This is a genomic window from Terriglobia bacterium (genome assembly GCA_020073205.1).
Classification (GTDB): Bacteria; Acidobacteriota; Polarisedimenticolia; order Polarisedimenticolales; family JAIQFR01; genus JAIQFR01.
This window is the reverse complement of record JAIQFR010000031.1, coordinates 13,503-40,307: the sequence shown is the minus strand read 5'-3', so window position 1 is coordinate 40,307 and position 26,805 is coordinate 13,503. Positions and strand designations below refer to the sequence as shown.

The window sequence follows — 26,805 nt, the reverse complement described above, 5'->3', positions numbered from 1 at the left end:
GCTCGAGGAGGAATTCGGCCTCGAGATCAACGACGAGGACGCCGAGAAGATCTCGACCGTGAAGCAGGCGATCGAGTACATCGAAGGTCACGCCAAGCCCTGAGCGCGCGGGGGGCGCCCCGCCTCGCGTCGGGGCTCCCGACGGGGCGCCGCGAACTTCTGAACGCGGGCGGCTGCGGCAGGCCCGGAGGCTGCGGTTGCCGTCGGCGGGTCGCCTGGGGGAACCCGGCGGAGCGGTTTCATGGGACGAAGGGTCGTCATCACCGGCGTAGGGCTCGTCTCGCCGCTCGGCCTCGACGCCCCGTCCACCTGGGCGGCGCTTCTCGCCGGTAGGAGCGGCATCGGGCCGATCACGCGATTCGACGCGTCGGCCTACCCCTGCAGGATCGCCGGAGAGGTGCGCGGGTTCGATCCGGAGAACTTCGTCGACCGGAAGGAAGCCCGCAAGATGGACACCTTCATCCACTACGCGATCGCCGCGTCGAAGGAGGCGCTGGACACTTCCGGCCTCGTCATCGATTCGCGGAACTCGACGGCGGTGGGAGTCTTCATCGGGTCGGGCATCGGCGGGCTACCGCTCCTCGAGCGGACCCACAAGGACCTGCTCGAGCGCGGGCCTCGGAAGGTCTCGCCGTTCTTCATCCCCGGCATGATCTCGAATCTCGCCGCAGGACAGGTGTCGATCCTGTTCGGCGCCAGGGGACCGAACCTCGCGGTGGTGACCGCCTGCGCCACCGGCACCCACGCGGTCGGGGAATCGTTCCGCCTCATCGCCGACGGCTACGCGGACGCGATGATCACCGGCGGGACCGAGGCGGTGATCTCGCCGCTCGCGGTGGGCGGGTTCTGCGCGATGAAGGCGCTCTCGACGCGGAACGACGAGCCGGAGAAGGCCAGCCGGCCGTTCGACGCGGAGCGGGACGGATTCGTGATGGGCGAGGGGGCCGGGATCCTCCTGTTGGAGGAGCGCCAGCATGCCATCGAGCGCGGCGCCCCGATCCTCGCCGAGGTCGCGGGGTACGGCCTGAGCGGAGACGCGTACCACATATCCGCGCCGTCGGACGACGGAGACGGCGCCGCCCGCAGCATGAGAATGGCGCTCAAGCACGCCGGGATGCCGCCGGAAGGGGTCGACTACATCAACGCCCACGGCACCTCGACCCCCGCGGGCGACCGGATCGAGGTGCGGGCGGTGAAGGCGGTGTTCGGAGAGCATGCCCGCCGCCTGGCGATCTCGTCGACCAAATCGATGACCGGGCACCTGCTGGGCGCCGCGGGCGGCCTCGAGACCGCCGTCGCCGCGCTGGCGGTCCGCGACGGCCGGGTTCCGCCGACCATCAACCAGACCGCCGCCGACCCCGAGTGCGATCTCGACTTCGTGCCGAACGTCGCCCGGGAGATGCGTGTTCGAGCCGCGCTGAGCAACTCGTTCGGCTTCGGAGGCACCAACGCGACGATCCTCCTGCGCGGGCACGAGGCCTGATCCGGCGGGTCGGGGGAGAACGATGAAGATCCTGGTGGGCATCAAGCACGTCCCCGACACCGAGGCCAAGGTCAGGGTCGCGGCGGACGGTGTTTCTCTGGACGAGGCCGGCGTCAAGATGGTTCCCTCCCCGTTCGACGAGTACGCCCTGGAGGAGGCGCTGCGCATTCGGGAGGCGCGGGGCGGCGAGGTGGTCGTGGTCTGCGCGGGAAAGGCGTCGGCTCAGGCCTCGCTCAGGCAGGGACTCGCCATGGGGGCCGACCGCGCCGTCCTGATCCAGGACGATCGGCTCGATCGGGCGGACGGCCTCGCCCGCGCGCGCGCCCTCGCGGCGGTGGCCCGGGCGGAGGCGCCGGACCTGATCCTCCTGGGCAAGTACGGGGTGGGAACCGACGAGGGGCAGACCGGCCCGATGCTGGCGGAGATCCTCGACCTTCCGCACACCTCCGCGGTGACGAGCCTGACCCTCGGCGACCGGATGTTCGGCGCCCGACGCGAAATCGAAGGGGCGGTCGAAGTGGTGGAGGGGAGCCTTCCCGCGGTGATCTCGTGCGAGAAGGGGTTGAACGAGCCGCGCTACCCGTCGCTGAAAGGGATCATGGCGGCCAAGAAGAAGCCGCTCGACCTCAAGGCACCCGCGGACCTCGGGCTCGATCCCGACGACCTTGTCCCAGGGCGAAGGGTCGCGTGGGAGGCGCTGGCGCTCCCGCCGGCGCGCAAGGGCGGGCGGGTCCTCGATGGAGACGTCGCGACGAGCGCTCGGGAGCTCGCGCGCCTGCTCCGGGAAGAGGCGAAGGTGATCTGATGAACGGCAACGTGCTCGTGCTCGCGGAGCGACGTGGCGGCGAGCTCAAACGGCCGACCCTCGAGGCTCTGGGTGTCGCACGGCGGCTCGCCGACGCCCGCGGCGGCCAGGTCGTCGTCCTCGCCCTGGGCCCCGGTGCCTCGGGCTGCGCCGACGCCGTCGCCCGACACGGAGCGGACCGGCTCCTCGCGTGCGACGCCGAGCATCTCGAGCTGTACGCCCCCGAGGCCTACGCCGTGATGCTGGCCGACGCCGCGCGATCCGCCGAGGCGGCGGTGGTCCTCGTCGCCGCGACGATCCTGGGGCGCGACGTGGCGCCGCGCGCCGCGGCCCGCCTCGGCGTGGGGTGCCTCAGCGATCTCATCGAGGTGGAGCCCGACCCCGGCGGCGGCCTGAGGGGAAGGCGGCCGGTCTACTCCGGAAAAGCCATCGCCACGGTGTCGATCCCGGCCGGGGTGCGGCCGGCGGTGGCGACGCTCCGACCCAACGTCTTCCCGGTTCCGCCCGCCGCCGCCGCCCGCGTGGCCGACGTCGTCGCCGTGGAAGCGGCGATGCCGGCAACGGCCCTCAGGGTGCGCACGGTCCGTGTGGAGAAGCCCGCGGAGCAGGAAGTGGACGTCGCCGAAGCGTCGATCATCGTGTCCGGCGGCCGGGGACTGAAGGCGCCGGAGCACTTCGCGCTCGTGCGGAACCTCGCCCGCGCGCTCGGCGGCGCCGTGGGGGCTTCCCGCGCCGTGGTGGACGCCGGGTGGATCCCTCACGCCCACCAGGTCGGCCAGACCGGCAAGGTGGTCTCCCCGAACCTCTACGTGGCGTGCGGAATCTCCGGCGCGATCCAACACCTTGCCGGGATGTCGTCCTCGAAGGTGATCGTGGCGGTGAACAAGGATCCCGAGGCACCGATCTTCAAGATCGCGGACTACGGGATCGTGGGCGACGTGTTCGAGGTGCTCCCGAGGCTCACCGCGGAGATCGTCAAGCTCAAGGAGAGCTAGGAGAGCGCGGTCCGCTTCGAGACCGGTCCTTCCGTCAGACCTCGCTGAAGAAATACGGCTTCAGGCACTGGATCCGCTGCTCGTAGTCCTCCGGGTAGAGGAACCAGGTCGCGGCGGATACCGAGGAGAGGAGCGAGTTCCCGTCCTGCGGCGTGAAGCAGTAGCCGATGATCTCGGTCTCGTTCCGGACGGCGAGGGTCGGGAGCGATACCACGGTGACGTTCAGGATCCTGCCGTAGTGCCCGTGGTCCCGGCCGAACGAGAACACGGCGTTCGCCGAGTCCTTGTAGGTCACCGCCATCCGGTCGTTGGCGGCGATCAGCTCCTTGAGGCGCTTCACCGAGGTCGGCTTCTTGACGCGGATGTCGAAGAAGATCGTGTGCATGTATTGGGTGTTGAGCTTGAGCGCGGAGGAGAAGAGGTTTAGGTCGTAGCTCAGGGTGTTGAAGAGGTGCCACGCGTCCCGCGCGTGGTGGGTGCCGAACCGCGCGTCCTTGTGCTTGCCCACCACGGGCGAGGGGACGAAGCTCCCCTCCTGCGAGATGTCGTTGGCCCGCCGCATGCAGACGAATCGTCCCTCGATCAGGTTGTCCGGCCCGCCGTCCTGGAGCGCCAGGGTATCGATCAGGATCGAGAGGTTGTGGGTGTTGCAGGAGACGATCTGGATGAACTGATCCTCGCCTTTGACCAGCGACCGGTCGTTGATCCCCCGCGCGTACGGCTTCCCGAACCCGAACTCGCTGCCCTGGGCGATGAATCCGAGGGTGCTCCCGGTGAACTTTTCGTAGAACTCGGCCTTGTTCTGCGTGCCCACCCCGGACGGCGTGCAATCGATGACCACCGCCGCGCGCTCGAGCGCCTCCCGGGTCTCGAACGACGGCTCCATGCCCAGCTCGCGGAAGCCTCGGGCCGAGTCCTCGTCGACGCACAGCTTGGCGCCTCGCCGGATGAGGCTCTGGACCTTGGAGCGATCGGTGAGTAGCGGGGTTCGCTTGTGGAACGTGACCTCGTCGACACCCAGGGGCTTCCTGAAATCCGACAGGAGCCCGATGAGCGGCTCGCCGATGGTCCCCGTTCCGATGACGTGCACGACGGCATTGCGGGCCATGGTCTCTTCTCCTGGGTGGTGAGGAGGGCGACTCCCCGAGGAGCCACCTTCTGGTCGGCTAATATGGCATGCGCGAGGTTCGGATGTCAATCCGCCGGGCTCGCCGGAGCGCGCGCCTTGACACCCGGGCGTCCGCGCCTATAGAATCCAGGATCGTCAATCCGATCAATCACTTGGAGCTGGTCTTTGGGCGCCCACGAAAGCTGCGCGATCCCCGCGATGGCGGTGCGGGAGCTCCTCACCGACGAGGCGGCGGACGAGCTCGACCTCACGCTCCTCTCCGGGGCCGAGGGCCTCGACAACGTGGTGAACCGGCCGCGGATCCAGAAGCCAGGGCTGGCTCTCGCGGGGTTCCTCGAGTACATCCATCCCGGCCGGATCCAGATCCTGGGGAAGTCCGAGATCAGCTTCCTCCTCGAGCGGCCCTCGGCGGAGCGGGGGCGCATCATGTCCCAGCTCTGCCGCCAAGGGGTGAGCTGCTTCGTCCTCACCACCGGCCTCGTACCGCCTCCCGAGGTCCTCGAGGAGACCGAGCGGAACCGTGTCCCGCTGCTCCGCACGCCCCTCACCTCCTCGACCGTGATCGACCGGATCACGCGCTATCTCGAGGACCGGCTGGCCCCCCGAGCGGCGATTCACGGCGTGCTCCTGGACGTCTACGGCCTCGGGGTCCTGCTGATCGGGGACAGCGGGGTGGGCAAGAGCGAGAGCGCCCTCGACCTCGTGGTGCGGGGGCACCGCCTCGTGTCCGACGACGTGGTGGAGATCCGTCGCCGGGGCGAGATCCTGATCGGGATGGGACCGGAGCTGACCCGGTATCACATGGAGCTTCGCGGGGTCGGGATCATCAACGTCAAGGACCTGTTCGGCGTGGCCTCGGTCCGGCTCTCGAAGTTCGTCGAGCTCGTGATCCACCTGGACGTCTGGAGGCCGGGGAAGAAGTACGACCGCCTCGGCCTCGACGAGCAGGGGTACGAGATCTTGGGGGTCCGGCTGCCGTACGTCGAGATGCCGGTGGGCCCCGGCCGCAACCTCTCGGTGCTGATCGAGGTCGCGGCGCGGAACCATCTCCTCAAGCTCAAGGGCTACCATCCGGCGCGGCAGCTCGCGCGGCGCCTCGGCGAGAGGCTGCAGGCCGACGCGCAGGGCGCGGAGAGCGAGGAGGAGCGCGGGCTGCAGTCGGGGCGCGAGCCCGGGGACGGAGAGGCCTGAGCATGGAGCGGTTCCTGGCCATCACGGGCCTGTCCGGCTCGGGGAAATCCCTCGCGATGAGGTCCCTGGAGGACCTGGACTTCTACTGCGTGGACAATCTTCCCGTCGCGCTCATCCCGCCGTTCTACGACCTGATCCAGCGCAGCGGCGACTCGATCCGGCGTGCCGCCATCGTGATCGACGTGAGGGAGCGCGCGTTCCTCGACCCGTTCCCGGAGATGCTGGAGCGGCTCCGCGCCGACGGGGCGCCGGTGATGCTGATCTTCCTCGAGTGCTCGGACGACGTGCTGAAGCGTCGGTTCAGCGAGAGCCGCCGGCCGCATCCGATGATGGGAAGCACCGCCACCCTCGAGGAGGCGATCCGACGCGAGCGGGCCGCGCTCCAGCCGCTCCGCGACATCGCCGACCGGATCATCGACACCTCGCAGTTCACCGTGCACGAGATCCGGACGTTCTTGAGGAACGCGTTCGAGGCCGGTCCGGCCGGGCGCGGGCCCAACGTCCACCTGGTCTCGTTCGGGTTCAAGTACGGCGTCCCGGCGGCGGCGGACCTGATGTTCGACGTCCGCTTCCTCCCGAATCCGTTCTTCGTCGAGGCGCTCCGTCCGCTGCCCGGGACAGCGCCGGAGGTGCGCGCCTTCCTCGACTCCAAGGAGGAGACGCGGGCGTTCATCCGGCGCCTTGAGGAGTTCATGACGTTCCTCCTGCCGCTGTACACCGCGGAGGGGAAGAGCTACCTCACGGTGAGCCTCGGTTGTACCGGTGGGAAGCACCGTTCCGTCGCCCTCGCCGAGGACCTCGGCGAGCGGCTCGGTCGGCAGGGAGTTCCGGTCTCGGTGTCGCACCGGGACCTCGGACGTGAGTGACGTCGTAAGATAGTCGCGGCGGGGCCGGCGCGGCCCGCGGATCCGTCGCGGGGCCCGCCGTGAGGGTCCCGACGCGAGGCCCCGGGTCGGACCCAGGGGAGAGGGAGGAAGCGAACGGCATGCCGGGACTTCTGGTGGTCACCCACGGCAGGGTCGCGGAGGAGCTCGTCAAGGCGACCAAGACGATCATCGGACCTCTCGACGCCCTCGAGGCCGTCTCCATCGGGTGGGACGACGACGTCGCCGCGGCGCGGGAGAGAATCGAGCAGGCGATCGAGCGCGTCGGCCGCGGTACGGGCGCGCTGATCCTCACCGACATGTTCGGAGGTACCCCGACGAACATCGCCCTCTCGTTCCTCGATCCCGGGAAGGTCGAGGTGATCACCGGGGTCAACCTCCCGATGCTGATCAAGTTCACGAACCTCCGCGACGAGATGGCGTTCCCGGAGATCGCGCGGCGGATCGCGGAGCAGGGACGGCGGGCGATCCACGTCGCGTCCGAGCTACTGGAGGGGCAGGCCGAGCGCGCCCCGGGAGATGACGAGTGACCGAGAGCGAAGTTCACGTTTCCAACCGGTTGGGGCTCCACGCACGGGCGGCCGCGCGGTTCGTCCACCTGGCGAACCGTTTCTCGTCGCGGATCACCGTGGTGAAGGACGGCACCCGCGTCGACGGCAAGAGCATCCTCGGCCTCCTGACCCTTGCGGCGGCGCGCGGGACGAGGCTGAGGCTGGCGGCCGAGGGGGACGACGAGCGCGAGGCGGTGGACAAGCTCGCGGACCTCGTGCGAAGCCGTTTCGGCGAGGACGACTGAATGGGCCGCCGCTTCACCGGGATCGGGGTCTCGTCGGGTACCGCCATCGGCCGCGCGGTGGTGATCGCCCCCGACTCCTCACCCGTCGTCCCGGTCCCCGTGCCGGAGGAGCGCGTCGCCGACGAGGTGGCACGCTTTCACCAGGCCCGCGAGCGCGCGCGGCGCGAGCTCACGGACCTCAAGGGCCGGATGCTCCGCGTGCTGGGCGAAGCCTACGCGGGGATCCTCGAGGCCCAGCTCCTGATCCTGGACGACGCGAACCTCGTGGGCGAGACCGTGGAGAAGATCCGGTCCGGCCGGGTCGCCGCCTCGTGGGCGCTGAAGGAGGTCGTCCACGCCTTCATGCGCCGGTTCGACTCGATCGACGACGGCTACCTCCGTGAGCGCGGCGGCGATCTCGCCGACGTGCATCGACGTCTCCAACGGCTCCTCCGCGGCGACAGCGGCGGAGCCTCCGCGATGCCCGAGGGTCCGCTGATCGTGGTGGCGCACAGCCTCGGGCCGTCGGACACCATGGTGTTCGCGCGAGACGGGGTGGTCGGATTCGCCACGGACATGGGAGGACGGACCTCCCACACCGCGATCCTCGCCCAGGCGTTCTCGCTCCCGGCGGTGGTGGGGCTCCACGATCTGAGCCTCAACGTCCGGCCCGGCGACCTGGTCGCCCTTGACGGCGAGGCGGGGACGGTGGACCTGGCGCCCGGCTCCGACGAGCTGGCCCAGGTGAAGGCGCGCCGCGAGGAGCTCGCCGCGCGCGAAGCCGCCATGGCGGAGGCTCGCGACCTTCCGGCCGTGACCGAGGACGGGCTCGAGATCACGCTGCGCGCGAACATCGAGCTGCCGCAGGAAGTCGGCGCGGCGCTCCGCTACGGGGCGAGGGGGATCGGGCTGTACCGCTCGGAGTTCTTGTTCCTGAGCCGTGCCCCCAACTTCCCCAGCGAGGAGGAGCACTACCGCACCTATCGCGAGCTCGCGGAAAAGGTGGCACCGCATCCCGCCGTGATCAGGACCCTCGACCTCGGCGGGGAGAAGTACTTCCACGAGGTGCTGGACCGGGAGGAGTCGAACCCGGTCCTCGGCCTGCGCGCCGTGAGATTCTGCCTCACCCGGCCCGACATCTTCCGCCCGCAGCTGCGGGGGCTGCTGCGCTCCGCCGCCCACGCCGACGTGCGGATCATGATCCCGCTGGTGACCACCGTGGCGGAGATCCGGCAGGTGAAGCAGATCCTGGCGGAGGAAGCCGCGCTCCTCAAGGCGAAGGGGATTCCCTGCCGAGCGGACGTCCCGGTGGGCATCATGGTGGAGGTGCCGGCCGCGGCGGCCACCGCGGATCTCCTGGCGAGGGAGGCGGCGTTCTTCAGCCTCGGCACCAACGACCTGATCCAGTACGCCCTGGCGGTGGACCGGGGGAACGAGTCGGTGGCCTACCTCTACCAACCGCTGCACCCCGCGGTCCTGCGGATGCTCCGCTTCGTGGTCCGCGCGGGCCGGGACCGCGGCATCGACGTCTCCATCTGCGGCGAGATGGCGGGGGACCCGTCGCTGACCCGGATGCTCGTCGGCCTGGGCATCCGCGAGATGTCGGTGCAGCCGCGCTCGATCGCCGCGCTTCGGGAGACGATCCGGCGGCTGAACTCCGCGGAGGCGACGCGCCTCGCGGACCTCGCGCTCGCGGAGTTCTCCTTGAGCGACGTCGAGCGCGAGAAATCGCCGGGAGAGTCTGCGCCCTCCTGAGGCCGGGAGGATCGGCGCCGCGGAGGAGGGGAGCGATGAGCCCGGAACGGGTGGACAAGCCCTGGGGTTACGAGCTGCGCTTCGCCAGGACCGATCGGTACGCCGGAAAGGTCCTCTTCATTCGGGCCGGCCGGCAGCTGAGTCTCCAGCTCCACCGGCGGAAGGACGAGGCGTTCCTCGTCCACGAGGGACGGCTCGAGCTGGTGCTCGGGCAAGGGGAGGGTCAGCGGGTGATCCCGATGGGCCCGGGCGAGGCGTGGCACGTCACGCCGGGAACCGTGCACCGATTCCGGGCGGTGACGGACTGCCTCCTGTTCGAGGTGTCGACCCCCGAGCTCGAGGACGTGGTCCGGATCGAGGACGATTTCGGGCGGGCGGGCATGGACGACGCCCCCGCGAAGAGAGCCTGACGGAGGTCGCCGTGACGGAAATACCGGACAAGCCGTTCTACAAGATCGGGGATGTCTGCCAGTACACGGACACCCAGCCGTACGTGCTCCGCTTCTGGGAGAGCGAATTCCCGCAGCTCGCTCCGGAGAAGAACCGGAGCGGACAGCGCATGTACACCCGCTCCGACATCGACCTCGTGCTCAGGATCAAGAAACTCCTGTACGAGGAGGAGTTCACGATCGCCGGGGCCCGCAAGAAGCTCGAGCAGGAGGCGTCCGGCGAGGCCGTGGCCGCCGCGCCTGCGGAGGCGCCTGCGGAGGCGGCCGCCTCGGCGGCGGGCTCCGTGCCCCTTCCTGCCGAGACCGATCCTCCCGACCAGGCGCCCCTGTTCCGGGACGTCGCGCCGTCCTCCGAGCCCGCCCCGCCGGAGGAGGCGCCTTCTCCGCCCGCCAACTCCTCGCTATCCGAGCGAGCGCGCGCGGCCGTCGCGGAAACCGAGATCGTGGCCTTGAGGCATCGGATCGCCGATCTCGAGGCGCGCCACGCCACGGCCGCCGCGGCGCTCGAGGCCGCCGAGGAGACGCGCCGGCGGGACCACGAGAGGCGGGAGCGCGTGGCGTCGCGCCTCGAGACCCTCCTCCGCGCGCTCGAGGCGCCGCGGGAGGGGAACGAGACCGACGCCGGCAGCGCTTGACGGCGCGGCGGGCTTCTCCTAGCATCGTCGCGCTTCTCCTCGCGGGAGCCGCCCGCACGTCGAGGTGCACGGTCGTCCCTACCCCTCGGAGAAGCGGTGGCCTGTCCGCCGGCCACCTCGGGAGGTGAGGGTCGGGGCGTGGCGCAGCCTGGTAGCGCACTTGCTTGGGGTGCAAGTGGTCGCTGGTTCAAATCCAGTCGCCCCGACCAATTCCGTTCTTCACCGTGTTAGACTCACCGCCCGACGTGGAATTCGGCGACCGGTTCCGCATCCCGGGGCCGCAGGGGCCTCGAGAAAGCGCTTGCGCGACGACGAGGGGCAGATCATGAGGAAGACGTACGAGAGGCCGGCGATCGTCCACACCGAGAAGCTCGAGGCGCGTGCGGTGTCGTGTACCAAGGTGGATGACTCGTGTAGCCCGGGCCCGATCGAGAGCTGACGAGCTTCTCCGCCCCCAACCCGCGTCGCCGGGACGCTCCGTCCTCGGCCGGCCGACGGATCGGGGGAGAACCGGAGGGAGCGCGCATTAGGTGAACGGCGACGCGAAGCGGCCCTGCCTGCTTCTCACCAACGACGACGGCTACGATGCCCCCGGCCTCGCGGCGCTCGTCGACGCGGTCGAGCCCCTCGGTGAGGTCGTGGTGGTCGCGCCCGACCGGGAGCGTAGCGGCGCCGGCCATGCCCTGACCCTTGGACGACCGCTGCGCGTTTGGCGCACCGCTCCGGGACGATACCGGGTGGACGGGACCCCGACGGATTGCGTTCACCTCGGGGTGTTCAACCTGACTGGGGGGCGGGCTCCCGACCTCGTGATCTCCGGCATCAATCGCGGGCTCAATCTGGGGGACGACGTGACCTATTCGGGGACCGTGGCCGGCGCCCTCGAAGGCACCTTGCTCAACGTCACGTCGATGGCGTTCTCCGCCGCGAGGGACGAGGACGGTCGCGCCGATTACTCGGTGGCGGCCTGTTTCGCGCAGAACCTGGCGGAGCGCGTCCTGCGGAAGGGGCTTCCCGCAGGCGTGTTCCTGAACGTCAACGTCCCGCACGGCACGCCGACGGGGGTTCGGATCACCCGGCAGGGGATGCGCTCGTACCGCGCCGCGGTGCTCGAGCGGCTCGATCCGTCGGGACGCCCCTATTACTGGATCGCGGGCGCCGACACGACACCCTCGGGCGAGGCCGACGCCGACCACACGGCGATCCGCCAGGGATTCGTCTCGGTCACCCCGCTCCACGCGAACCTGACCCACGCTCCCTCGCTTCCGACCCTTGCGGCCTGGGGCCTGAGGCTACCCTGAGCGCCTCGTGAGCGACGCGGTCAGCCGCCAGCGCATGGTGCGCACCCTCGAGTCCCGAGGGATCAAGGATGCGCGCGTCCTCGCGGCGATGCGGGAGGTTCCCCGAGAGCGATTCGTGGACGAGGCGCTCCGCGGCGAGGCGTACGGCGATGCGGCGCTGCCGATCGGCGAGCGGCAGACGATCTCCCAGCCGTGGATCGTGGCGCGGATGACCGAGCTGCTCGAGCCGGACGGCACGGGACGCGCCCTCGAAATCGGCACCGGATCCGGCTACCACGCGGCGGTTCTGTCCCGCCTGTTCGAACAGGTCTACACGGTCGAGCGCCTGCCGCCGCTTTCGAGGCGAGCGAGGGAAGCGGTGAGATCGGCCGGGATCGAGAACGTGCACTTCAAGATCTTCGACGGGACGTACGGCTGGGGGGAGTTCGCGCCGTACCGCGCCATCGTCGTGACCGCCGCCGCCCCCGACGTGCCCGAGCCGCTGGTGGAGCAGCTCGAGGAGGGAGGGCGTCTCGTCCTGCCCGTCGGCGGTAACGGGGGCGCGGAGGGCTCCGCCGAGGATCACGTCCTCGTCCGGGTGATTCGGCGCGGGGAGGAGTCCGTCTGGGAGGACCACGGCCGGTGCCGCTTCGTGCCGCTCGTCGGTCGGTTCGGCTGGCCGAAATAGCCGTTCGCGCCATTGCGGCGGACCGGTCCTCCTGATAACATTCGCCGGACTTTGAGGTCGGGGCGTAGCGCAGTCTGGTAGCGCACCTGGTTCGGGACCAGGGGGTCCCGCGTTCAAATCGCGGCGCCCCGACCAACCCTTCCCTCTCGGGCCCGGCGGTCATCGGCGCGAGAGGCGTGGGCGAGTCGAGGGGATCGTTGGGTCGGTCCGGGAGCGAGATCCCGAGGGCGGTTCACGTCCGGATCGGTGGGCGCGTCCAGGGGGTGGGGTTCAGGTACCACGCGATCCGGTCCGCCGAGGCGTGCGGCGTCACCGGGTGGGTGAGGAACCTCGGAGACGGGGTAGTCGAGGTGCGGGCCGAGGGGTCCCAAGAGGCGCTCGAGGCGTTCCTCGCCTCGCTTCGGCAGGGGCCGAGGATGTCCCGTGTCGAGCAGGTCGACGCCTGCGACGTCGAGGCGACAGGGGCGTTCCGGGGATTCGAGGTCCGCTACTGACACCGCGCCGGAGCCGGGACCGCAGTCGTTCGGGAGGCAGCATGCTGGTGGCCGACCTCAAGAGGATCATCCGCGAGGTCCCGGACTTCCCCAAGCCGGGGATCACCTTCTACGATCTCACCACGCTCTTCCGGAACGCCGAGGCGTTCAGGACCGCCACAGACAAGATGATCGAGCGCTACCGAGGAGAGCGGATCGACGCCATCGCGGCGATCGAAGCTCGTGGATTCGTGGTGGCGTCCGCGATGGCCCGCGATCTCGATCTCGGGCTCGTGCTGATCCGGAAACCCGCGAAGCTCCCCGCCGACGTGGAGGGGGAGGAGTACGCGCTGGAGTACGGGGCGGGGCGGATCGAGGTGCACCGGGACTCGATCGCGCCGGGACAGCGCGTCCTCGTCGTGGACGATCTCCTGGCCACCGGGGGGACGGCGGCCGCAGCGAGTCGTCTCCTGGAGCGGCTAGGCGGGATCGTCGAGGGGTTCGCATTCATGGTCGAGCTCGGCGCGCTGAACGGAAGGCGCCTCCTCGGCGCGGCTCCGGTGTTCAGCCTGATCCATTATGGTTAGCCCGGCGGCACGGACGCCGGTGGTTCGGAGGGGCCTGTAGCTCAGTTCGGATAGAGCAGGAGTTTCCTAAACTCAAGGTCGGGGGTTCAAGTCCCTCCAGGCCCACCACCCATCGCGTCGCCGCCGCCCTTCAGGGCGGCGCGCCGCAGGGGAAACGAAGCCGAGGCGGCGAGCCGCGCCGACCTCGGCCGGGAGGGGCGGTTTCGCCCGGGAGCGCTGCAATGGCTCGCAGGATCTCGCGGAAGAGCATGAAGCAGGACGAGTTCATCGAGGCGGCCTTCGACGCCGGCGCGTGGATCGAGAAGCACTGGCGCACGGTCGCGGCAGGCGTAGGCGCAGCGCTCGCGCTCATCCTGATCGTCGTCGCGTGGAGCTGGTGGAGCGGGCGGCGCTCCGACGAGGTGGAACGGCTCCTGTCCGAGGGGCTCTACCTCTATTCCGGGCCGGAAGACACTTCCGGGGCCGCGGCGAAGGCCCCGTCCGGCGGAGGACGCTACGCAGAGGCGCTGCCGCTGTTCGAGAAGGCGGCCCGGCTCGGAGCGAACTCGGCGCGGGGGCGCGTGGCGGAGTTCTACCAGGGCGCGAGCCTCCTCCGCCTGGGTCGGACCGCGGAGGCGACCCCGATCCTCGAGGAGGTGGCCGGCACGGCTCAGGACCGGCCGCTCGCCGACGCCGCTCGCGGGATGACCGCCGAAGCCTACGCGAAGGCCGGCGACGTCGACAAGGCGGCCGCCGCGTACCGGAAGCTCGCCGAGGAGCCCGGTGCCGCGTTCCCTCCCGACTTCGCGCTGCTTCAGCTGTCCCGGGTCCTCGACGACCACGGGAAGGGGCAGGAGGCTCGCCTGGTCCTTCAGGAGATCGTCACGAAGTACCCGCAGGGGTCGGCCGCCACGGAGGCGCGAACGCGCCTCGAGCCCAAGAAGAGCGGTCAGTAGGTCCGACCTGCGGCGGCGCGTGCCGCGCGCGGGTCAGAACGGGACGTCGTCCTCGCCGAAGCCGCCGCCGGGCTCCGCCACCTCTTCCACCGTCGCGACCGACGCCGGACGTTCCTCAGGCCTCCCGAGCATTTGGACCCGCTGCGCGCGCACCTCGGTGGTCTGCCGCTTCGCTCCTTCGCGATCGGTCCATTCGCGCGTCTGGAGGGAGCCCTCGATGAAGACCTGGCGCCCCTTCCGGAGGTACTGGGAGACCACCTCCGCCTGCTTTCCCCAGACGACGACGCGGTGCCACTCGGTCCGCTCCTTCTTCTCGCCCGAGGGATCCGTCCATCGCTCCGAGGTCGCCATGGTGAAGTGCGCGACCGGGGTTCCACTCTGCGTGTAACGGGTTTCCGGGTCGCGACCGAGGTTCCCGATCAGGAAGACCTTGTTCACGCTGGCCATATCGCTCTCCTTGCCGGCCGCGTCGCCGCGGCGCTCGGGGTGAGGAGGCGCCCGGAACCGTCGACGCCGCCCAGAGAGGACGGCGCGCGGAGCGTCGTCGCCGCGCCGGCGAACTCTACCACAAGCGACCTTCGAGTCAAGGCGGCCTTGAGCCGCGAAGGACCTTCTGCCACAATCGCCCGACCGCGCGACGCGGTCGAGCCATGAGCGATCACCGAAGCCTCCTGAGGAGCGCGGGGGCCATCAGCCTGGCCACGATGGTCAGCCGTGTCCTGGGACTGCTCCGGGACCAGGTCCAGGCCTACTTCTTCGGCGCGGGCCTCGTGGCCGACGCGTTCCTCGCGGCGTTCAGGATTCCCAATCTCCTGCGGGATCTGTTCGCCGAGGGAGCGCTCTCGTCGGCGTTCGTTCCCACGTTCACCGCGGAGCGGGAGCGAGCGGGGGCGGACTCGGCGTTCGCCCTGGCGAACCGGGTGATGACCGCGCTCGCCCTGGTGCTGGGCGTGCTCGCGGTCCTGATCGCCGTCTTCGCGCCGCAGATCCTGAGAGTCTACGTCCCCGGATTCGAGCCGTCGAAGATGGCGCTCGCGGTCACGATGACCCGGATCCTCGCGCCGTTTCTCTTCTTCGTGGCCCTGGCCGCCGTGGCGATGGGCGTGCTGAACACCTGCGGGCGGTTCTTTCTGCCCGCGCTGGCGCCGGCCTGGTTCAACCTGGCGGCGATCTTCGGGGTCCTCGCCTTGGTGCCGCTCTTCCGGCGCCTCGGGATCCACCCCGGACTGTCGCTGGCCGTGGGGGCGATGGCCGGAGGCGTCCTGCAGTTCCTGGTGCAGGTCCCGGCCATGCGGCGGGAGGGGTTCCGGTTCCGTCCGGAGCTCGCGCCCAGGGATCCCGGCCTCAATCGCGTGGTGCGCCTCATGGCGCCGGCGACCTTCGGCCTCGCCGCGACGCAGATCAACATCCTCGTGGACACGATTCTCGCGTCGCTCTACGGCAACGGGCCGATCGCCTGGCTCTCCTACGCGTTCCGCCTGATGCAGCTTCCCCTGGGGCTTTTCGGGGTGGCGCTCGGCACGGCGAACCTCGCCCGGGTCTCCAAGGACGCGGCTCGCGGCGACGCGTCGGGCCTAAGGGCCAACCTCGCGGGAGCGCTTCGCGCGGCGGCTCTGCTGACGCTTCCCGCCACCGCGGGCCTCGTCGCGCTCCGAGTCCCGATCGTGCGGCTGCTGTTCCAGCACGGCCGGTTCGGTCCGGCCGACACGCTCAAGACCGCCTCGGCGGTCCTCTGCTACGGCCTGGGGTTGTACGCCTACTCGGTCACGAAGATCCAGGTGCCGACGTTCTACGCCCTCGGGGAGACGCGGCGCCCGGTGATCGCGTCGGCCTCGGCGGTCGGACTCAAGATCTCGGCCAACCTCGTCCTGATGGCGCTCCTTCCCCGGATCGGGATCGATCCCTTCCTGGGGCTCGCACTGTCCACCTCGCTGGCGGCGTGGAGCAACATGGTGATCCTGGAGCGGGGACTCGCGCGGCGCGCCGGGGCGCTGCGCGAGCACGCCGTCGTCCCCACCACGCTCAAGCTCGCGCTCCTCTCGGCCGTCATGGGAATTGCGTGCGGCCTCTGCCAGGCGGGGCTCGAGCGCTTCGCGGGTGGTGGCGGCGTGGCGGGGGAGGCGGCCCGCCTCGGCGGGTCGGTCGCGCTTGGCATCGGGCTCACGGCCTGGGGGGCGCACGCGCTGCGGCTTCCGGAGGTGGAGGCGATCCGGGCGCGCGTCCTCGGGCGCGTTGTCGGGGGGGACAAGCGCCTCTAGAATCGCGGTCGGCCGTCCGACCTCGGCTTCGGGGAGGGTCATGATCGAGGTCCGTGGGTTGGCCAAGCGATTCGGGGAGACGGAAGCGCTGAGGGGCGTCTCGTTCGGAGCGGCCAGGGGCGAGGTCGTCGGCTTCCTCGGCCCCAACGGGGCGGGGAAGACCACGACGCTCAGGATCCTCGCCAGCTACCTGGCGCCGGATGCGGGCTCGGCGAGCGTGTGCGGATTCGACGTCGTCGGGCAGCCGATGGACGTCAGGCGCCGGATCGGGTATCTGCCCGAGCAACCGCCCGTCTACACCGACCACACCGTGGACGAGTACCTTCGTTTCTGCGCGGCGCTACGGCGCGTGCCCCGCTCCCGCCGCCGCCCTGCGATGGACGACGTCGTCGAGCGCTGCGGCCTCGGCGGCGTCCGGCACCGGCTCATCGGGAACCTCTCCCGCGGGTACCGGCAGCGCGTGGGCCTCGCCCAGGCCCTCGTCCACGAACCCGAGGTCCTCGTCCTCGACGAGCCGACGGCGGGCCTCGATCCGCAGCAGATCCGGGAGATCCGCAACCTGATACGCTCGCTCGGAGCGGGCCGCACCGTTCTGCTCAGCACGCACATCCTGCCGGAGGTCGCGATGACCTGCGACCGCGCGGTGATCGTCCACCGCGGCCGGGTGGTCGCCGAAGAGGCCGTCGAAGCCCTCGGGGGGTCGTCGGGCCTCGAAGAGGCGTTCCTCAGGCTCACCTCCGAGGACTCCGCCGCGGCCGCCGTGAGGGGGGACGGAACATGAGGCCGGCGCTCGCGGTCGCTCTGAAGGAGATCCGCTCTCAGGCCGCGTCACCCGTCGGATGGGTGGTCGCGGCGGGGTACCTCCTGCTCGGAGGATACTTCTTCTTCGGGCTGGTCGACCGCTTCGCCGCCACGTTCCGGAGCTATGCGACGTGGGCCCCGACCCTCACCGAGCGGATCAACCTCAACGACATCGTGGTCGCGGGGCTCGCGAGGAACCTCCTGGTGCTCCTGCTGTTCGTCGTCCCGATCCTGACGATGCGGAGCTTCGCGGAGGAGCGGCGGCAGGGAACCGACGAGCTGCTGCTCACGGCTCCGGCCGGGGTGGGAGAGATCGTGCTCGGGAAGTACCTCGGGCTCCTGGCCGTGGCGTCGTCGTGGATCCTCGCCTCGGTCACCTTCCCCCTCATCCTCCTTCGCTACGGTGATCCCGAGACGGGACCCATCTGGACCGCGTGGCTCGGCCTCCTCCTTGCCACGTCGGCGATGGTGGCCCTGGGCATCGCGGTGTCGGCGTCGACCGACAGCCAGGTCGTCGCGGGGATCGGCTCGTTCGTGTTGCTCCTGATGTTGTTCGTCGTGGACTGGCCCTCGGACTCCGTGAGCCCGCGGCTCGGCGCCGTCCTCAAGGGGATCTCGCTTCCCGGGCGATTCGACGGGTTCAGCCGGGGCGTCGTGTCGAGCGGCGACGTCGTGTACTACCTCTCGCTCGCCGCGCTGGGGCTGTTCTCCGCGCGGGCGATCGTCGCTTCGCAGCGCTGGAGGTGACGTCGTGCGGGGCGCAGTCCGCTTCCTCGGCTTCGCGGGGCTCGTGCTCCTGGTGTTCGGTCTCGTTTCGTACGCGCTGACCGGATCGTTCGACCTCTGGACGGCGGTCCACGTCGCGGGAGGCGGCGTTCTGGTCGCGGCGGGGATCCTGCTGAACCTCGCCGGATTCAGGCGGACCGTGAGCCTCGAGGGGACGCGGCGGCGGCTCTCCGCCGTCCTCGGCGCGCTCCTGTTCGGCGGGATCGTCGTGGCCGCGAACGTCCTCGCCGCGCGTCACCCCATGAGTTACGACGCGACCGAGAGGAAGATCCACACGCTGAGCGAGCAGACCCGCGCGGTCCTCTCCCGTCTCGATCGCCCGGTGGAGCTGTTGGAGTTCGCCGGTGCGGCGGACCCGCAACGGGGAGAGATCGCGGAGCTCCTCAGCCGTTACTCCGCGCTGTCCCCTCGCGTCACTTGGCGGTTCGTGGACGCCGAGCAGGACCCTGCCCTCGCGGAGCGCTACCACGTGTCCAAGAAGGGCATCATCGTGGCGAGGTCCGGGGAAACCTCGGCTGAGAGCACCGGCGACCGGGAGGACGAAACGCTGTCGGAGGGTGTCGTCACCAATCTCGTCCTCAAGGTGACCCGGCCGGGTCCGCGGACGGTCTACCTGCTTGCCGGCCATGGAGAGGCCGCGCCGGACGACGCGGAGGCTCCCGGCGGCGCGGCGGCCCTCGCCGAGGCGCTGCGCCGCGAGAACTTCGAGGTTCGCCCCCTCCTCCTCGCCGCGCAGTCCGAAGTCCCTCGGGACGCGGCGTTGCTGGCGGCCGTGGGGCCGCGGAAGCCGCTGCTCGATCACGAGGTGTCCGCGATTCGCGCCTACCTCGGCCGGGGAGGCCGCCTCCTGCTCCTCGTGGATCCCGGCGTGGATCCGGGGTTGTCGCCGCTCCTCGCCGATTTCCGCTTGGCGCTCGTCGACGACATGGTCGTCGACCGCGAGGAGATCCCCTTCCTGGGTGCCAGGCTCGGGCTCGATCCGATCGTCGAGGATTTCCCGACCCACGCGATCACGCGCGAGTTCAAGGAACGCATCGTCCTCTTCCAGGCTCGCTCGGTGGACGCGAAGACGGAGGGAGGCCTCCCGGGCGTCGAGGCGCGCGCCATCGCTCGGACCCGGCCGTCATCCTGGGCCGTCGCGGACTATCGGAGGATGCTCTCGACCGGGACCGTCGCCCGAGGGCCGGGAGATGTCGCGGGGCCGGTTGCGGTGGCGGTCGCCGCGCGCCGCGCGGCGACCGGAGCGGCCGACGCCGCGAAGGACCCCGCCGCCGCTCCCGCGGCCTCGGCGCGCCTCGTCGTGATCGGCGACGCGGACCTCGCGGAGAACGCTCATCTGGACGATTTCTTCAACAAGGAGTTCCTCTTGAACTCGATCGCATGGCTCAGCGGCCAGGAGGATCTCATCGCCGAGCGTCCGAGGGGGTTCCGCGCGTCGCGGCTCGACATGACGGAGGCGGACTACCGGACGCTGTTCCGGCTCGGGGTCCTGCTGTTCCCCGAGTCCCTGCTGATCGTCGGGCTCGGCGTGTGGTGGCGGAGGCGAACGCTGTGAGCCTCAGGGGGATCGTCGTCCTGGCCCTGGTGCTCGTCGCGGCGCTGGTGGCGGTCTTCTGGGGGGATCGGCCGCCCGCGCGGCAGAGCGAGTCGGCGGGCGCGCTCGGCACGATCCTCGACGGGCCCGTGGATGCGGTGAGCGCACTCGAGACCGCGGAAGGCAAGGCTCGGATGCGGATCGAGCGACGCGACGATCACCGCTGGGCGGTCGTGACGCCGTTCGAGGCCGACGCCGATCCCCGCGAGGTCGAGGCGTTCCTGCGTGGCCTGGAGGGAGCGCGGGTGGTGAGGGTCGCGGCGGCGGCGGCGCGAGACGCGGGCGCGTTCGGGCTCGACGCGGCGGCGACGGTGGTGCGCATCGAGCGCCGCGACGGGCACTCCCCACGCGTCGTCCGTATCGGCCGCCACTCTCCCGTGGGACCGGAGCGATACGTCTCGCTCGGAGACCGGCGCGTCCTGCTGGCGGACTTCGGAGGCGCGTCGGTGGAACGTGCGCCCGACAGCTTCAGGGAGCGCCGACTGATCCCGGCCGAGGCGGCGGAGATCCGGCGGATCGTGATCGATCGCCCGTCGGGTCGACTCGCGTTGGCGCGCGATGGAATCACGTGGTCTCTCGTCGAGCCGGTGAAGGACCTGGCGGAATTCGCGGCGGCCGACGGCCTGGCCAGGAGCGTCTCGACGCTCTCGTTCAGCCGCTTCCTTCCCGCCGGCCCCCCGCGGGGCGTTCCGGAGCCGATCGCGCGCGCCGAGGTCGAGATCTCGATCGATGGCGCTCGCGGCTCGATGACGGCGGAGATCGCCCCGGCGGACCGCGGGCGCGAACGGCTGGCCCGACGTGACCATGGCGGCTGGATGGGTGTGGTGGGGGATGCCGACGTCCAGGAGGTGCTCCGGGACCCGCAGGAGTTCCGCGAGCACCGGCCGCTTCTTTTCTCGACTCCGGATGTTCGGGGCGTGCGGATCGAAGGGGACGGGATCCGGCTCGCCGCCACGAGAGAGCGGGACGGGGGCGCCTGGGCCGTTCACGAGAACGGAGGCCCCGCCGTCGAGGCCGACGGGGCGAAGATCGACCAGATGGTGGACCGCCTGCGCTGGTTGCGGGCGACGCGGGTGACGGGCGCGCCATCCCGCGCGTTTGCCACGCGCCTCGCGATCGAGATCACGGGAGAGGGGAGAATCCTGGGCCAGTTGGAGCTCGACCGGGTGCCGCCGGTCGTCGAGCCGATCGCGCCGGAGGCGGCGCCCGGTGAGACCTCGCTCGCGCGAAGCTCGTGGCGGCCGGGTTGCGTCCTCGAGATCCCGGTCTCCCAGCTCTCAGGGCTGCCCCGCCGCGCGTCGGACCTGACCCCGGCGGCCGCTGCCGCGGGAGGGGAGCGAAAGCCGTGAAGGTGCTGGTCCAAAGGGTGTCTCGCGCCGAGGTTCGGATCGGCGGGCAGGTCAAGGGATCCATCGGGGCCGGGTTCCTCGTGCTGCTGGGCATCGAGAAGGGCGACACGCCGGAGGACGCGGAGTACCTCGCCGACAAGACCGCCGATCTCCGGGTCTTTCCCGACCAGTCGGGCAGGATGAACCGGAGTCTCCTGGAGTCCCGTGGAGAGGCGCTGGTCGTCTCCCAGTTCACCCTCGCCGGGTCGACGAGGCGCGGCCGCCGGCCCTCGTTCGCCGCCGCGGCCCTTCCCGCCGACGCCGCGCCGATGTACCACCTGTACGTTGCGCGCCTGGCGCACCGTGGCGTCAGGGTGGCGACCGGCGTCTTCCAGGCCATGATGGAGGTGGAGATGGTGAACGATGGCCCCGTGACGATCCTCCTCGACCCGCCCCCGGGAAAGGACGCGCCATGACCGCGACCGGATCCGGACCCCGGGAACCCACCGGCTGGCTGGCTCGCTATCTCGACCACCTCGCCGCGGAACGTGGCCTGTCGGCGAACACGCTCGATGCCTATCGCCGCGACATCGAGGCGCTCGCCCGCGGGTTGGGGGAAGGCCGGCGCGTCGAGTCGGCGCGAAAGGAGGACCTGCTCAGGCAGCTCCGCAGGATGCGCGTCGACGCCCGCTCGCCGCGGTCCGTCGCCCGCTGGCTGGTCGCGGTCCACGGCTTCTTCGGCTTCCTCCTCGCGGAGGAGGTAATCTCCGAGGATCCGAGCGCCCACCTGGACGCGCCGAGGACCTGGAGGACGCTGCCGAAGGTCCTGACCTTCGCCGAGGTGGAGGCGCTCCTTGGCGCGCCGGACCGAGACGAGCCGCTGGGCCTCCGCGACGCCGCGATGCTCGAGGTGTTGTACGCGACGGGGCTCAGGGTCAGCGAGCTGATCGGACTTCGCCTCGGCGACCTGCACCTCGACGGGGGCTACTTGCGCTGCATCGGCAAAGGGTCGAAGGAGCGGGTCGTGCCGCTGGGGGGCGAAGCGGACACGGCGCTCCAGCGCTACCTCGCGCTCGGGCGCCCGGCGCTCCTCGGCATGCGGCGCGGGAGTTCCCTGTTCGTCAACCACCGAGGCGTCCCGATGACCCGCCAGGGGTTCTGGAAGATCATCAAGGCGCACGGGGTGAAGGCCGGGGTCAGGGTCCGGCTCTCCCCGCACACGGTGCGCCACTCCTTCGCCACCCACCTGCTCGAGCACGGGGCCGATCTCAGGTCGGTGCAGGTTCTCCTGGGCCACGCGGACATCTCGACCACCCAGATCTACACCCACGTCAACCGGGAGCGCTTGAAGCGTCTCTACAAGGACTACCATCCCAGGGCGTGACGGCGCGCGCGACCGAGCGGTTGTGTCCGCGCGGCGCCCGGGCTTACCCTTCTCGCGTGATCCTGGTCACGACGCACGAAAACGCGGACTTCGATTGCGCGGCCGGCGTCCTCGCGGCGCTCTTGCTCCACCCCGGAGCCGTCGCATCGTTTCCCGGATCGAAATCACCCGCGGTGAAGGCGTACCTCGAGGCCGAGCCGGACCTTCTGCCGGAGACGCGCTCACGGGACGTCGACCTCGCGGCGGTGACCTCGATCGTCCTGGTGGACACGGCGTCGGGGGAGCGGATCGGCCGGTTCCGCGAGATCCTCGCTCCCGCCGGTCGTGTGTCCGTGACCTGCTACGACCACCACCCACGAGAGGAGGACCCCGCCGGCGCCGAGATCCACCGTCGCCCGACCGGGGCGGTGAGCACGCTTATGGTCTCGATGCTCGAGGCGAGACGCCTCACGATCACCCCGAGCCAGGCAACTTTCCTGACGCTGGGGATCTACGAGGACACGGGCAACCTGCTCCATGCCGGCACCACGCCGGAAGATCTCCGCGCCGCCGCCTGGCTCCTGGAGCGGGGCGCGGATCTCCTCCGGGTCGCGAGGACGCTGGCCCGCGGACTCACCCCGGACCAGGTCGATCTCTACCACGCGCTTCTCCACGAGGCGCGCCCTCACCGGATCCGGGGACAGGAGGTGGTCGTCGCTGCAGTCGCCGCGGATCGCTTCGTGCCCGAGGCCTCGGTCGTGGTGCAGCAGTACGTCCAGGCCACGGAGGCGGAGAGGATGGCCGCGCTGATCCGGATGGACGACCGGATCGTGCTGATCGTGCGAAGCCGCGCCACCGACCTCGACGCCTCCCGCCTCGCCGCGGCGTTCGGAGGCGGGGGCCACCCGCAGGCGGCCTCCGCCGTCCTCCGGGGGCTGACCCTGATCGAGGCCAGGGAAGCGCTGCTCGCCGCGCTCCGCGATACGGTGGTTCCATCCGTCCGCGCCGCCGATCTCGCCCATCCGGCCCTCCACACGGTCACGGCGAACTCGACCGTGGACGACGCCGTCGGGATCTTGAACCGATACCGGATCAACGCGCTCCCGGTGACCGACCGCGGCCGGGTCGTCGGCGCGCTGACGCGTCAGATCGCGGATTCCGCCCTGCACCACGGAATGGGGTCCCGTGCCGTGCGGGACCTCGTGTCCGCGGAGATCGACGTCGTTCCTCCCGAGGCGGACCTCGAGACGCTCGAGCGACGGCTGCTCGCGCGCAACCTCCGATTCGTCCTCGTGGGGGACGGTCCGAGCCGGATCACGGGCATCGTGACCCGGACCTCGCTCCTGCGACACCTCTACGAGCGGGACGCCGCGGGCCGCCGGGCACACGAAGCGGGCGGTCCGGGCGCGGACGAACGGGAGGGAGGAATCGACCTGGCCCCGATGATGCAGCGGCGCCTGACCCCGCGGGCGATGGCGGTGCTCCGCTCTCTGGGCGAGATCGCGGGGGAGCGCGGCACGCCGGCCTACCTGGTCGGGGGCGTCGTACGGGATCTCCTGCTCCGGCGCGAGAACCGCGATCTCGACGTGGTGGTCGAGGGGGACGCGGGATCGCTCGCGTCCGCTCTCGCCGGGCGACTCGGAGGCCGGCTCCGCGTCCACGACGCCTTTCAGACTGCGGCGTTGTTCCTCGACGACGGGCTCAGGATCGACCTGGCTGCGGCCCGGACCGAGCACTATCGCCGCCCCGCCGCTCTCCCGGAGGTGTCACCCAGCGGGCTGCGGCAGGACCTCTTCCGGCGCGATTTCACCATCAACTCTCTCGCCGTGCGGCTCACCCCGTCCGGGTTCGGCCGTCTCGCTGATTTCTTCGGAGGGCGCAAGGACCTCCTCGACGGGAAGATCCGCGTGCTGCACGGCCTTTCGTTCATCGAGGATCCGACGCGCGCCCTGCGAGCGGTCCGCTTCGCGGTCCGTCTCGACTTCGAGATCGCCCGGGAGACCGCCCATTTGATCCGGGTGGCGCACCGAGAGAAGGTCTTCGACCGCCTGTCGCCGCTGCGCTTGAGGCGCGAGGTCGAGAAGACGCTGTCGGAGAAACGGGCGGTGCGGGCCGTCGAGATGATGAAGGAGCTCGGCCTTCTCACGGCGCTCCACCCGGACCTCGCTCCCTCGAGGAGGACGCTCGCGCGCCTCGAGCGCACCGAGGAGGTCCTGGGGTGGTACCGTCTGCTCTACCGGGACGAGGAGCTCCTCGCCTGGACGGTCGTCCTCGGGGTCCTCGCCGGGGAACTCGACGGCTCCGCCCGGGCCGAGCTGCTCGAGCGACTCCGGCCGGGACGTGCCGCGAAGCGGATCCTGGCCGATGCGCCCGAGCGCACCCGACACGTCGTCTCGCGCCTCGCCTCAGCCGCAACCCTTCCGAGCCGCATCCACGAGGCCTGCAGGGGCGAGCCGGCGGAGACGCTCCTGATGGTCATGGGGCTCACGGGCCGGGAGGAAACTCGGAAGGCGGTGTCCGACTACCTGTCGCGCCTGCAGGATGTGACGCCGGACATCGATGGCCGGGACCTGCTCCGGGCCGGTGTGCGGCAGGGGCCGCTGATCGCCATCGGGCTCGATGCGGCGTTACAGGCGAAGCTCGACGGAATGGCGCACGGACGGGAGGAGCAGCTTCGCGCGGCGCTCGACGCGCTCGGAAGCTCTTGACAGGCGGCGCCACCGTCGATTATCCCTAGGCGGCGGCGGACGGGGAAGCGAGGGGAGGCCACGTGAGCGAGGAGCGCTTCGAGGAGCCGATTCTCGAACTCGAACGGCGGATCGAGTCGCTCTCCGGGATGGGGGACGACATCGGCACCCGCCGGCAGCGGGAGCGGCTCGAGCGCGAACTCGAGACCACCCGGGCGAGGATTTACGGATCGCTCACACCCTGGCAGACGACGCTGGTGGCGCGGCACCCGCGGCGGCCCTACACCCTCGATTACGTTCGCCACTTGGTGGAGGGGTTCGTCGAAGTCCACGGCGACCGGAAGTACGCCGACGATCCGGCGATCGTGGCGGGATTCGGCGTGTTCAGGGGCCGTGCGGTGGGCATCGTCGGCCACCAGAAGGGGCGGGACACGAAGGAGAAGGTCTACCGCAACTTCGGGATGCCACGCCCCGAGGGGTACCGAAAGGCGCTTCGTCTCATGCGCCTCGCGGAGAAGTTCGGACGGCCCGTCCTGAGCTTCATCGATACGCCGGGGGCCTACCCCGGCATCGGTGCCGAAGAGCGCGGCCAGGCGGAGGCGATCGCGTTCAACCTCCGGGAGATGGCGAAGCTGCGCATTCCGCTCCTGGTCACCGTGACGGGCGAGGGGGGGAGCGGGGGAGCGCTCGCGATCGGTGTGGGAAACCGGGTCAACATGCTGGAGTTCAGCGTCTACTCGGTGATCAGTCCCGAGGGATGCGCTGCGATCCTCTGGCGCGATCCATCGAGGAGCCGCGACGCGGCGCTCGCCATGAAGACCACGGCGCCGGACCTGTATCGACTCGACATCGTGGACGAGGTGATCCCGGAGGTGACCGGCGGGGCCCATGTGGATCCGGCCCGACAGGCCGCGATCGTGGGGGACCTGCTCGAACGCCAGATGCGGGATCTCGAGCCTCTCGACGCCGAAGGGCTGATCGCCCAGCGCTATGAGCGGTTCCGCAAGCTCGGCAAGTTCCTGGACTCCGCTCCCAGCCGGGCCGCCGCTGGCTAGACGCCCCGCTCCTCGTCCTTGACCTCGTTCCAGAGTCGGTCCATGAGATCGAGCCCGGCCTCCTCGAGCGGGACGCCCTGCCGCTCCAGCTCCACCTCGACCCGCGCGAACCGTCGAGCGAATTTCCGATTCGCCCCCTCGAGGGCCTCCTCGGGGTCCATGCCGAGACGCCGCCCGAGGTTCGCCGCGGTAAACAACAGGTCCCCGAGCTCTTCGCGCGCGGCCAGGCCGTCACGGGACTCAATGGCGGAGCGAAGCTCCGTGAGCTCCTCCGCGAGCTTCTCCACCACGTCCGCGTCGCTCCGCCAGTCGAACCCGACCCGCGCAGCCTTGGTGGACAATCGCTGCGCCTTGAGCAGCGCGGGGAGCGCCCGGGGCACGCCCGACAGCACGGATCCGCCGGCCCTCGCGGCACCGGGACCGTCCGTCGCTTCCTTCTCGCGTCTCTTGATCTCCTCCCACCGCCTGAGCACCTCGCCCGACGTGTCCGCCCTCGCGTCGCCGAAGACGTGGGGATGGCGACGGATCATCTTCTCGGCGATTCCGCGGACGACGCCGGCGGCGTCGAAGGCTCCTTCCTCCTGGGCGAGGCGGGCGAGGAACACCACCTGGAACAGGAGATCCCCGAGCTCCTCCTTGAGCGAACCCCGTTCGTCCCGGTCGATCGCCTCGACGACCTCGTAGCACTCCTCGAGCAGGTAGCCGCGTAGCGTCGCGTAGGTCTGCTCGCGGTCCCAAGGGCAGCCATCGGGGGCCCGCAGCCGGTCCATCAGCGCGACGAGATCTTCGAACCGGTCGATCCGTTCCATGGCGGGGCGCTCTCCTTGACTCGACGCGAGCAGCGGCACATCTTTGACCGCGGTCTCGGC

Annotated in this window: 27 protein-coding genes and 3 tRNA genes; 27 read left to right on the top strand and 3 right to left on the bottom strand. The window is 70.6% G+C overall.

What is annotated here, in order from left to right:
- The first annotated feature begins 241 nt into the window (after window positions 1-241).
- The 3 genes from fabF to LAO51_08630 are packed head-to-tail and all read left to right on the top strand — an operon-like array spanning window position 242 to window position 3,283.
- Window positions 242-1,483 (top strand): beta-ketoacyl-ACP synthase II, encoded by a 1,242-nt coding sequence (gene fabF, locus LAO51_08640; protein ID MBZ5638809.1) that lies wholly within the window; start codon window positions 242-244, stop codon window positions 1,481-1,483.
- 22 nt (window positions 1,484-1,505) lie between these two features.
- Complete coding sequence (locus tag LAO51_08635) at window positions 1,506-2,288, top strand: electron transfer flavoprotein subunit beta/FixA family protein (GenBank protein MBZ5638808.1); 783 nt, start codon at window positions 1,506-1,508, stop codon at window positions 2,286-2,288.
- Window positions 2,288-3,283 carry an electron transfer flavoprotein subunit alpha/FixB family protein gene (locus LAO51_08630; GenBank protein MBZ5638807.1) on the top strand — a complete coding sequence of 332 codons (996 nt, stop codon included), beginning with the start codon at window positions 2,288-2,290 and terminating at the stop codon, window positions 3,281-3,283. The genes LAO51_08635 and LAO51_08630 overlap by 1 nt, the downstream gene beginning before the upstream one ends.
- A 34-nt stretch (window positions 3,284-3,317) precedes the next feature.
- On the opposite strand, the gene LAO51_08625 is transcribed toward LAO51_08630, so the two are convergent.
- The gene (locus LAO51_08625; GenBank protein MBZ5638806.1) at window positions 3,318-4,391 is read right to left on the bottom strand and encodes a hypothetical protein; all 1,074 of its coding nucleotides are present in this window, start codon (window positions 4,389-4,391) and stop codon (window positions 3,318-3,320) included.
- Window positions 4,392-4,610: 219 nt separating this feature from the next.
- On the opposite strand from LAO51_08625, the gene hprK reads away from it, so the two are divergent.
- From hprK to LAO51_08550, 15 genes are all read left to right on the top strand, one after another.
- Window positions 4,611-5,603: an HPr(Ser) kinase/phosphatase gene (gene hprK / locus LAO51_08620; GenBank protein ID MBZ5638805.1), complete on the top strand. Its 993-nt coding sequence runs from the start codon at window positions 4,611-4,613 to the stop codon at window positions 5,601-5,603.
- Window positions 5,604-5,605: 2 nt separating this feature from the next.
- Window positions 5,606-6,469: an RNase adapter RapZ gene (rapZ, locus tag LAO51_08615; GenBank protein ID MBZ5638804.1), complete on the top strand. Its 864-nt coding sequence runs from the start codon at window positions 5,606-5,608 to the stop codon at window positions 6,467-6,469.
- Window positions 6,470-6,588: 119 nt separating this feature from the next.
- Window positions 6,589-7,017: a PTS sugar transporter subunit IIA gene (locus LAO51_08610; GenBank protein ID MBZ5638803.1), complete on the top strand. Its 429-nt coding sequence runs from the start codon at window positions 6,589-6,591 to the stop codon at window positions 7,015-7,017.
- Window positions 7,014-7,283, top strand: a complete 270-nt coding sequence (locus LAO51_08605; GenBank protein ID MBZ5638802.1) for an HPr family phosphocarrier protein — start codon at window positions 7,014-7,016, stop codon at window positions 7,281-7,283. Before LAO51_08610 ends, LAO51_08605 begins: the two co-directional genes overlap by 4 nt.
- Window positions 7,284-9,017: a phosphoenolpyruvate--protein phosphotransferase gene (ptsP, locus tag LAO51_08600; GenBank protein ID MBZ5638801.1), complete on the top strand. Its 1,734-nt coding sequence runs from the start codon at window positions 7,284-7,286 to the stop codon at window positions 9,015-9,017.
- A 35-nt stretch (window positions 9,018-9,052) separates the two neighbouring features.
- Window positions 9,053-9,427: a cupin domain-containing protein gene (locus LAO51_08595; protein ID MBZ5638800.1), complete on the top strand. Its 375-nt coding sequence runs from the start codon at window positions 9,053-9,055 to the stop codon at window positions 9,425-9,427.
- Window positions 9,424-10,101: a MerR family transcriptional regulator gene (locus tag LAO51_08590; protein MBZ5638799.1), complete on the top strand. Its 678-nt coding sequence runs from the start codon at window positions 9,424-9,426 to the stop codon at window positions 10,099-10,101. Before LAO51_08595 ends, LAO51_08590 begins: the two co-directional genes overlap by 4 nt.
- A gap of 132 nt (window positions 10,102-10,233) precedes the next feature.
- A tRNA-Pro gene (locus LAO51_08585) sits at window positions 10,234-10,310 on the top strand.
- 348 nt (window positions 10,311-10,658) lie between these two features.
- A complete protein-coding gene (gene surE / locus LAO51_08580) occupies window positions 10,659-11,402 on the top strand; it encodes a 5'/3'-nucleotidase SurE (protein MBZ5638798.1) in 744 nt (247 codons plus the stop codon).
- 7 nt (window positions 11,403-11,409) lie between these two features.
- Window positions 11,410-12,069, top strand: coding sequence for a protein-L-isoaspartate(D-aspartate) O-methyltransferase (locus LAO51_08575; protein MBZ5638797.1), 660 nt, complete (start codon window positions 11,410-11,412; stop codon window positions 12,067-12,069).
- A gap of 58 nt (window positions 12,070-12,127) precedes the next feature.
- A tRNA-Pro gene (locus LAO51_08570) sits at window positions 12,128-12,204 on the top strand.
- 83 nt (window positions 12,205-12,287) lie between these two features.
- Window positions 12,288-12,563, top strand: coding sequence for an acylphosphatase (locus LAO51_08565; protein MBZ5638796.1), 276 nt, complete (start codon window positions 12,288-12,290; stop codon window positions 12,561-12,563).
- Window positions 12,564-12,604: 41 nt separating this feature from the next.
- Window positions 12,605-13,129 (top strand): adenine phosphoribosyltransferase, encoded by a 525-nt coding sequence (locus tag LAO51_08560; protein ID MBZ5638795.1) that lies wholly within the window; start codon window positions 12,605-12,607, stop codon window positions 13,127-13,129.
- Window positions 13,130-13,159: 30 nt separating this feature from the next.
- Window positions 13,160-13,237: transfer RNA gene (locus LAO51_08555), tRNA-Arg, on the top strand.
- Between the two features lie 113 nt (window positions 13,238-13,350).
- A complete protein-coding gene (locus LAO51_08550; GenBank protein ID MBZ5638794.1) occupies window positions 13,351-14,064 on the top strand; it encodes a tetratricopeptide repeat protein in 714 nt (237 codons plus the stop codon).
- A gap of 33 nt (window positions 14,065-14,097) precedes the next feature.
- Here LAO51_08550 and LAO51_08545 read toward each other — a convergent pair whose 3' ends face one another.
- Window positions 14,098-14,511 (bottom strand): single-stranded DNA-binding protein, encoded by a 414-nt coding sequence (locus LAO51_08545; GenBank protein MBZ5638793.1) that lies wholly within the window; start codon window positions 14,509-14,511, stop codon window positions 14,098-14,100.
- Between the two features lie 203 nt (window positions 14,512-14,714).
- Here LAO51_08545 and murJ point away from each other — a divergent pair, with 203 nt between their 5' ends.
- The 9 genes from murJ to LAO51_08500 all read left to right on the top strand — a co-directional run bounded on the left by murJ (window position 14,715) and on the right by LAO51_08500 (window position 25,936).
- Window positions 14,715-16,322: a murein biosynthesis integral membrane protein MurJ gene (murJ, locus tag LAO51_08540; protein ID MBZ5638792.1), complete on the top strand. Its 1,608-nt coding sequence runs from the start codon at window positions 14,715-14,717 to the stop codon at window positions 16,320-16,322.
- A 40-nt stretch (window positions 16,323-16,362) separates the two neighbouring features.
- Window positions 16,363-17,103 carry an ABC transporter ATP-binding protein gene (locus LAO51_08535; GenBank protein MBZ5638791.1) on the top strand — a complete coding sequence of 247 codons (741 nt, stop codon included), beginning with the start codon at window positions 16,363-16,365 and terminating at the stop codon, window positions 17,101-17,103.
- Window positions 17,100-17,870 carry an ABC transporter permease subunit gene (locus LAO51_08530; GenBank protein ID MBZ5638790.1) on the top strand — a complete coding sequence of 257 codons (771 nt, stop codon included), beginning with the start codon at window positions 17,100-17,102 and terminating at the stop codon, window positions 17,868-17,870. Before LAO51_08535 ends, LAO51_08530 begins: the two co-directional genes overlap by 4 nt.
- 4 nt (window positions 17,871-17,874) lie before the next feature.
- Window positions 17,875-19,464, top strand: coding sequence for a GldG family protein (locus LAO51_08525; protein MBZ5638789.1), 1,590 nt, complete (start codon window positions 17,875-17,877; stop codon window positions 19,462-19,464).
- The gene (locus LAO51_08520; GenBank protein MBZ5638788.1) at window positions 19,461-20,852 is read left to right on the top strand and encodes a DUF4340 domain-containing protein; all 1,392 of its coding nucleotides are present in this window, start codon (window positions 19,461-19,463) and stop codon (window positions 20,850-20,852) included. The genes LAO51_08525 and LAO51_08520 overlap by 4 nt, the downstream gene beginning before the upstream one ends.
- Entirely contained in the window at window positions 20,849-21,307 is a 459-nt protein-coding gene (gene dtd, locus LAO51_08515) for a D-tyrosyl-tRNA(Tyr) deacylase (GenBank protein MBZ5638787.1), read from the top strand. Before LAO51_08520 ends, dtd begins: the two co-directional genes overlap by 4 nt.
- On the top strand, window positions 21,304-22,215 hold the full coding sequence (gene xerD / locus LAO51_08510) for a site-specific tyrosine recombinase XerD (GenBank protein ID MBZ5638786.1): 912 nt from the start codon (window positions 21,304-21,306) through the stop codon (window positions 22,213-22,215). Before dtd ends, xerD begins: the two co-directional genes overlap by 4 nt.
- A complete protein-coding gene (locus LAO51_08505) occupies window positions 22,212-24,902 on the top strand; it encodes a CBS domain-containing protein (protein ID MBZ5638785.1) in 2,691 nt (896 codons plus the stop codon). The genes xerD and LAO51_08505 overlap by 4 nt, the downstream gene beginning before the upstream one ends.
- Before the next feature lie 62 nt (window positions 24,903-24,964).
- Entirely contained in the window at window positions 24,965-25,936 is a 972-nt protein-coding gene (locus LAO51_08500; protein ID MBZ5638784.1) for an acetyl-CoA carboxylase carboxyltransferase subunit alpha, read from the top strand.
- Here LAO51_08500 and mazG read toward each other — a convergent pair.
- Window positions 25,933-26,745, bottom strand: a complete 813-nt coding sequence (mazG, locus tag LAO51_08495; GenBank protein MBZ5638783.1) for a nucleoside triphosphate pyrophosphohydrolase — start codon at window positions 26,743-26,745, stop codon at window positions 25,933-25,935. The two genes, LAO51_08500 and mazG, sit on opposite strands and share 4 nt — an antisense overlap.
- Between the last annotated feature and the right edge of the window lie 60 nt (window positions 26,746-26,805).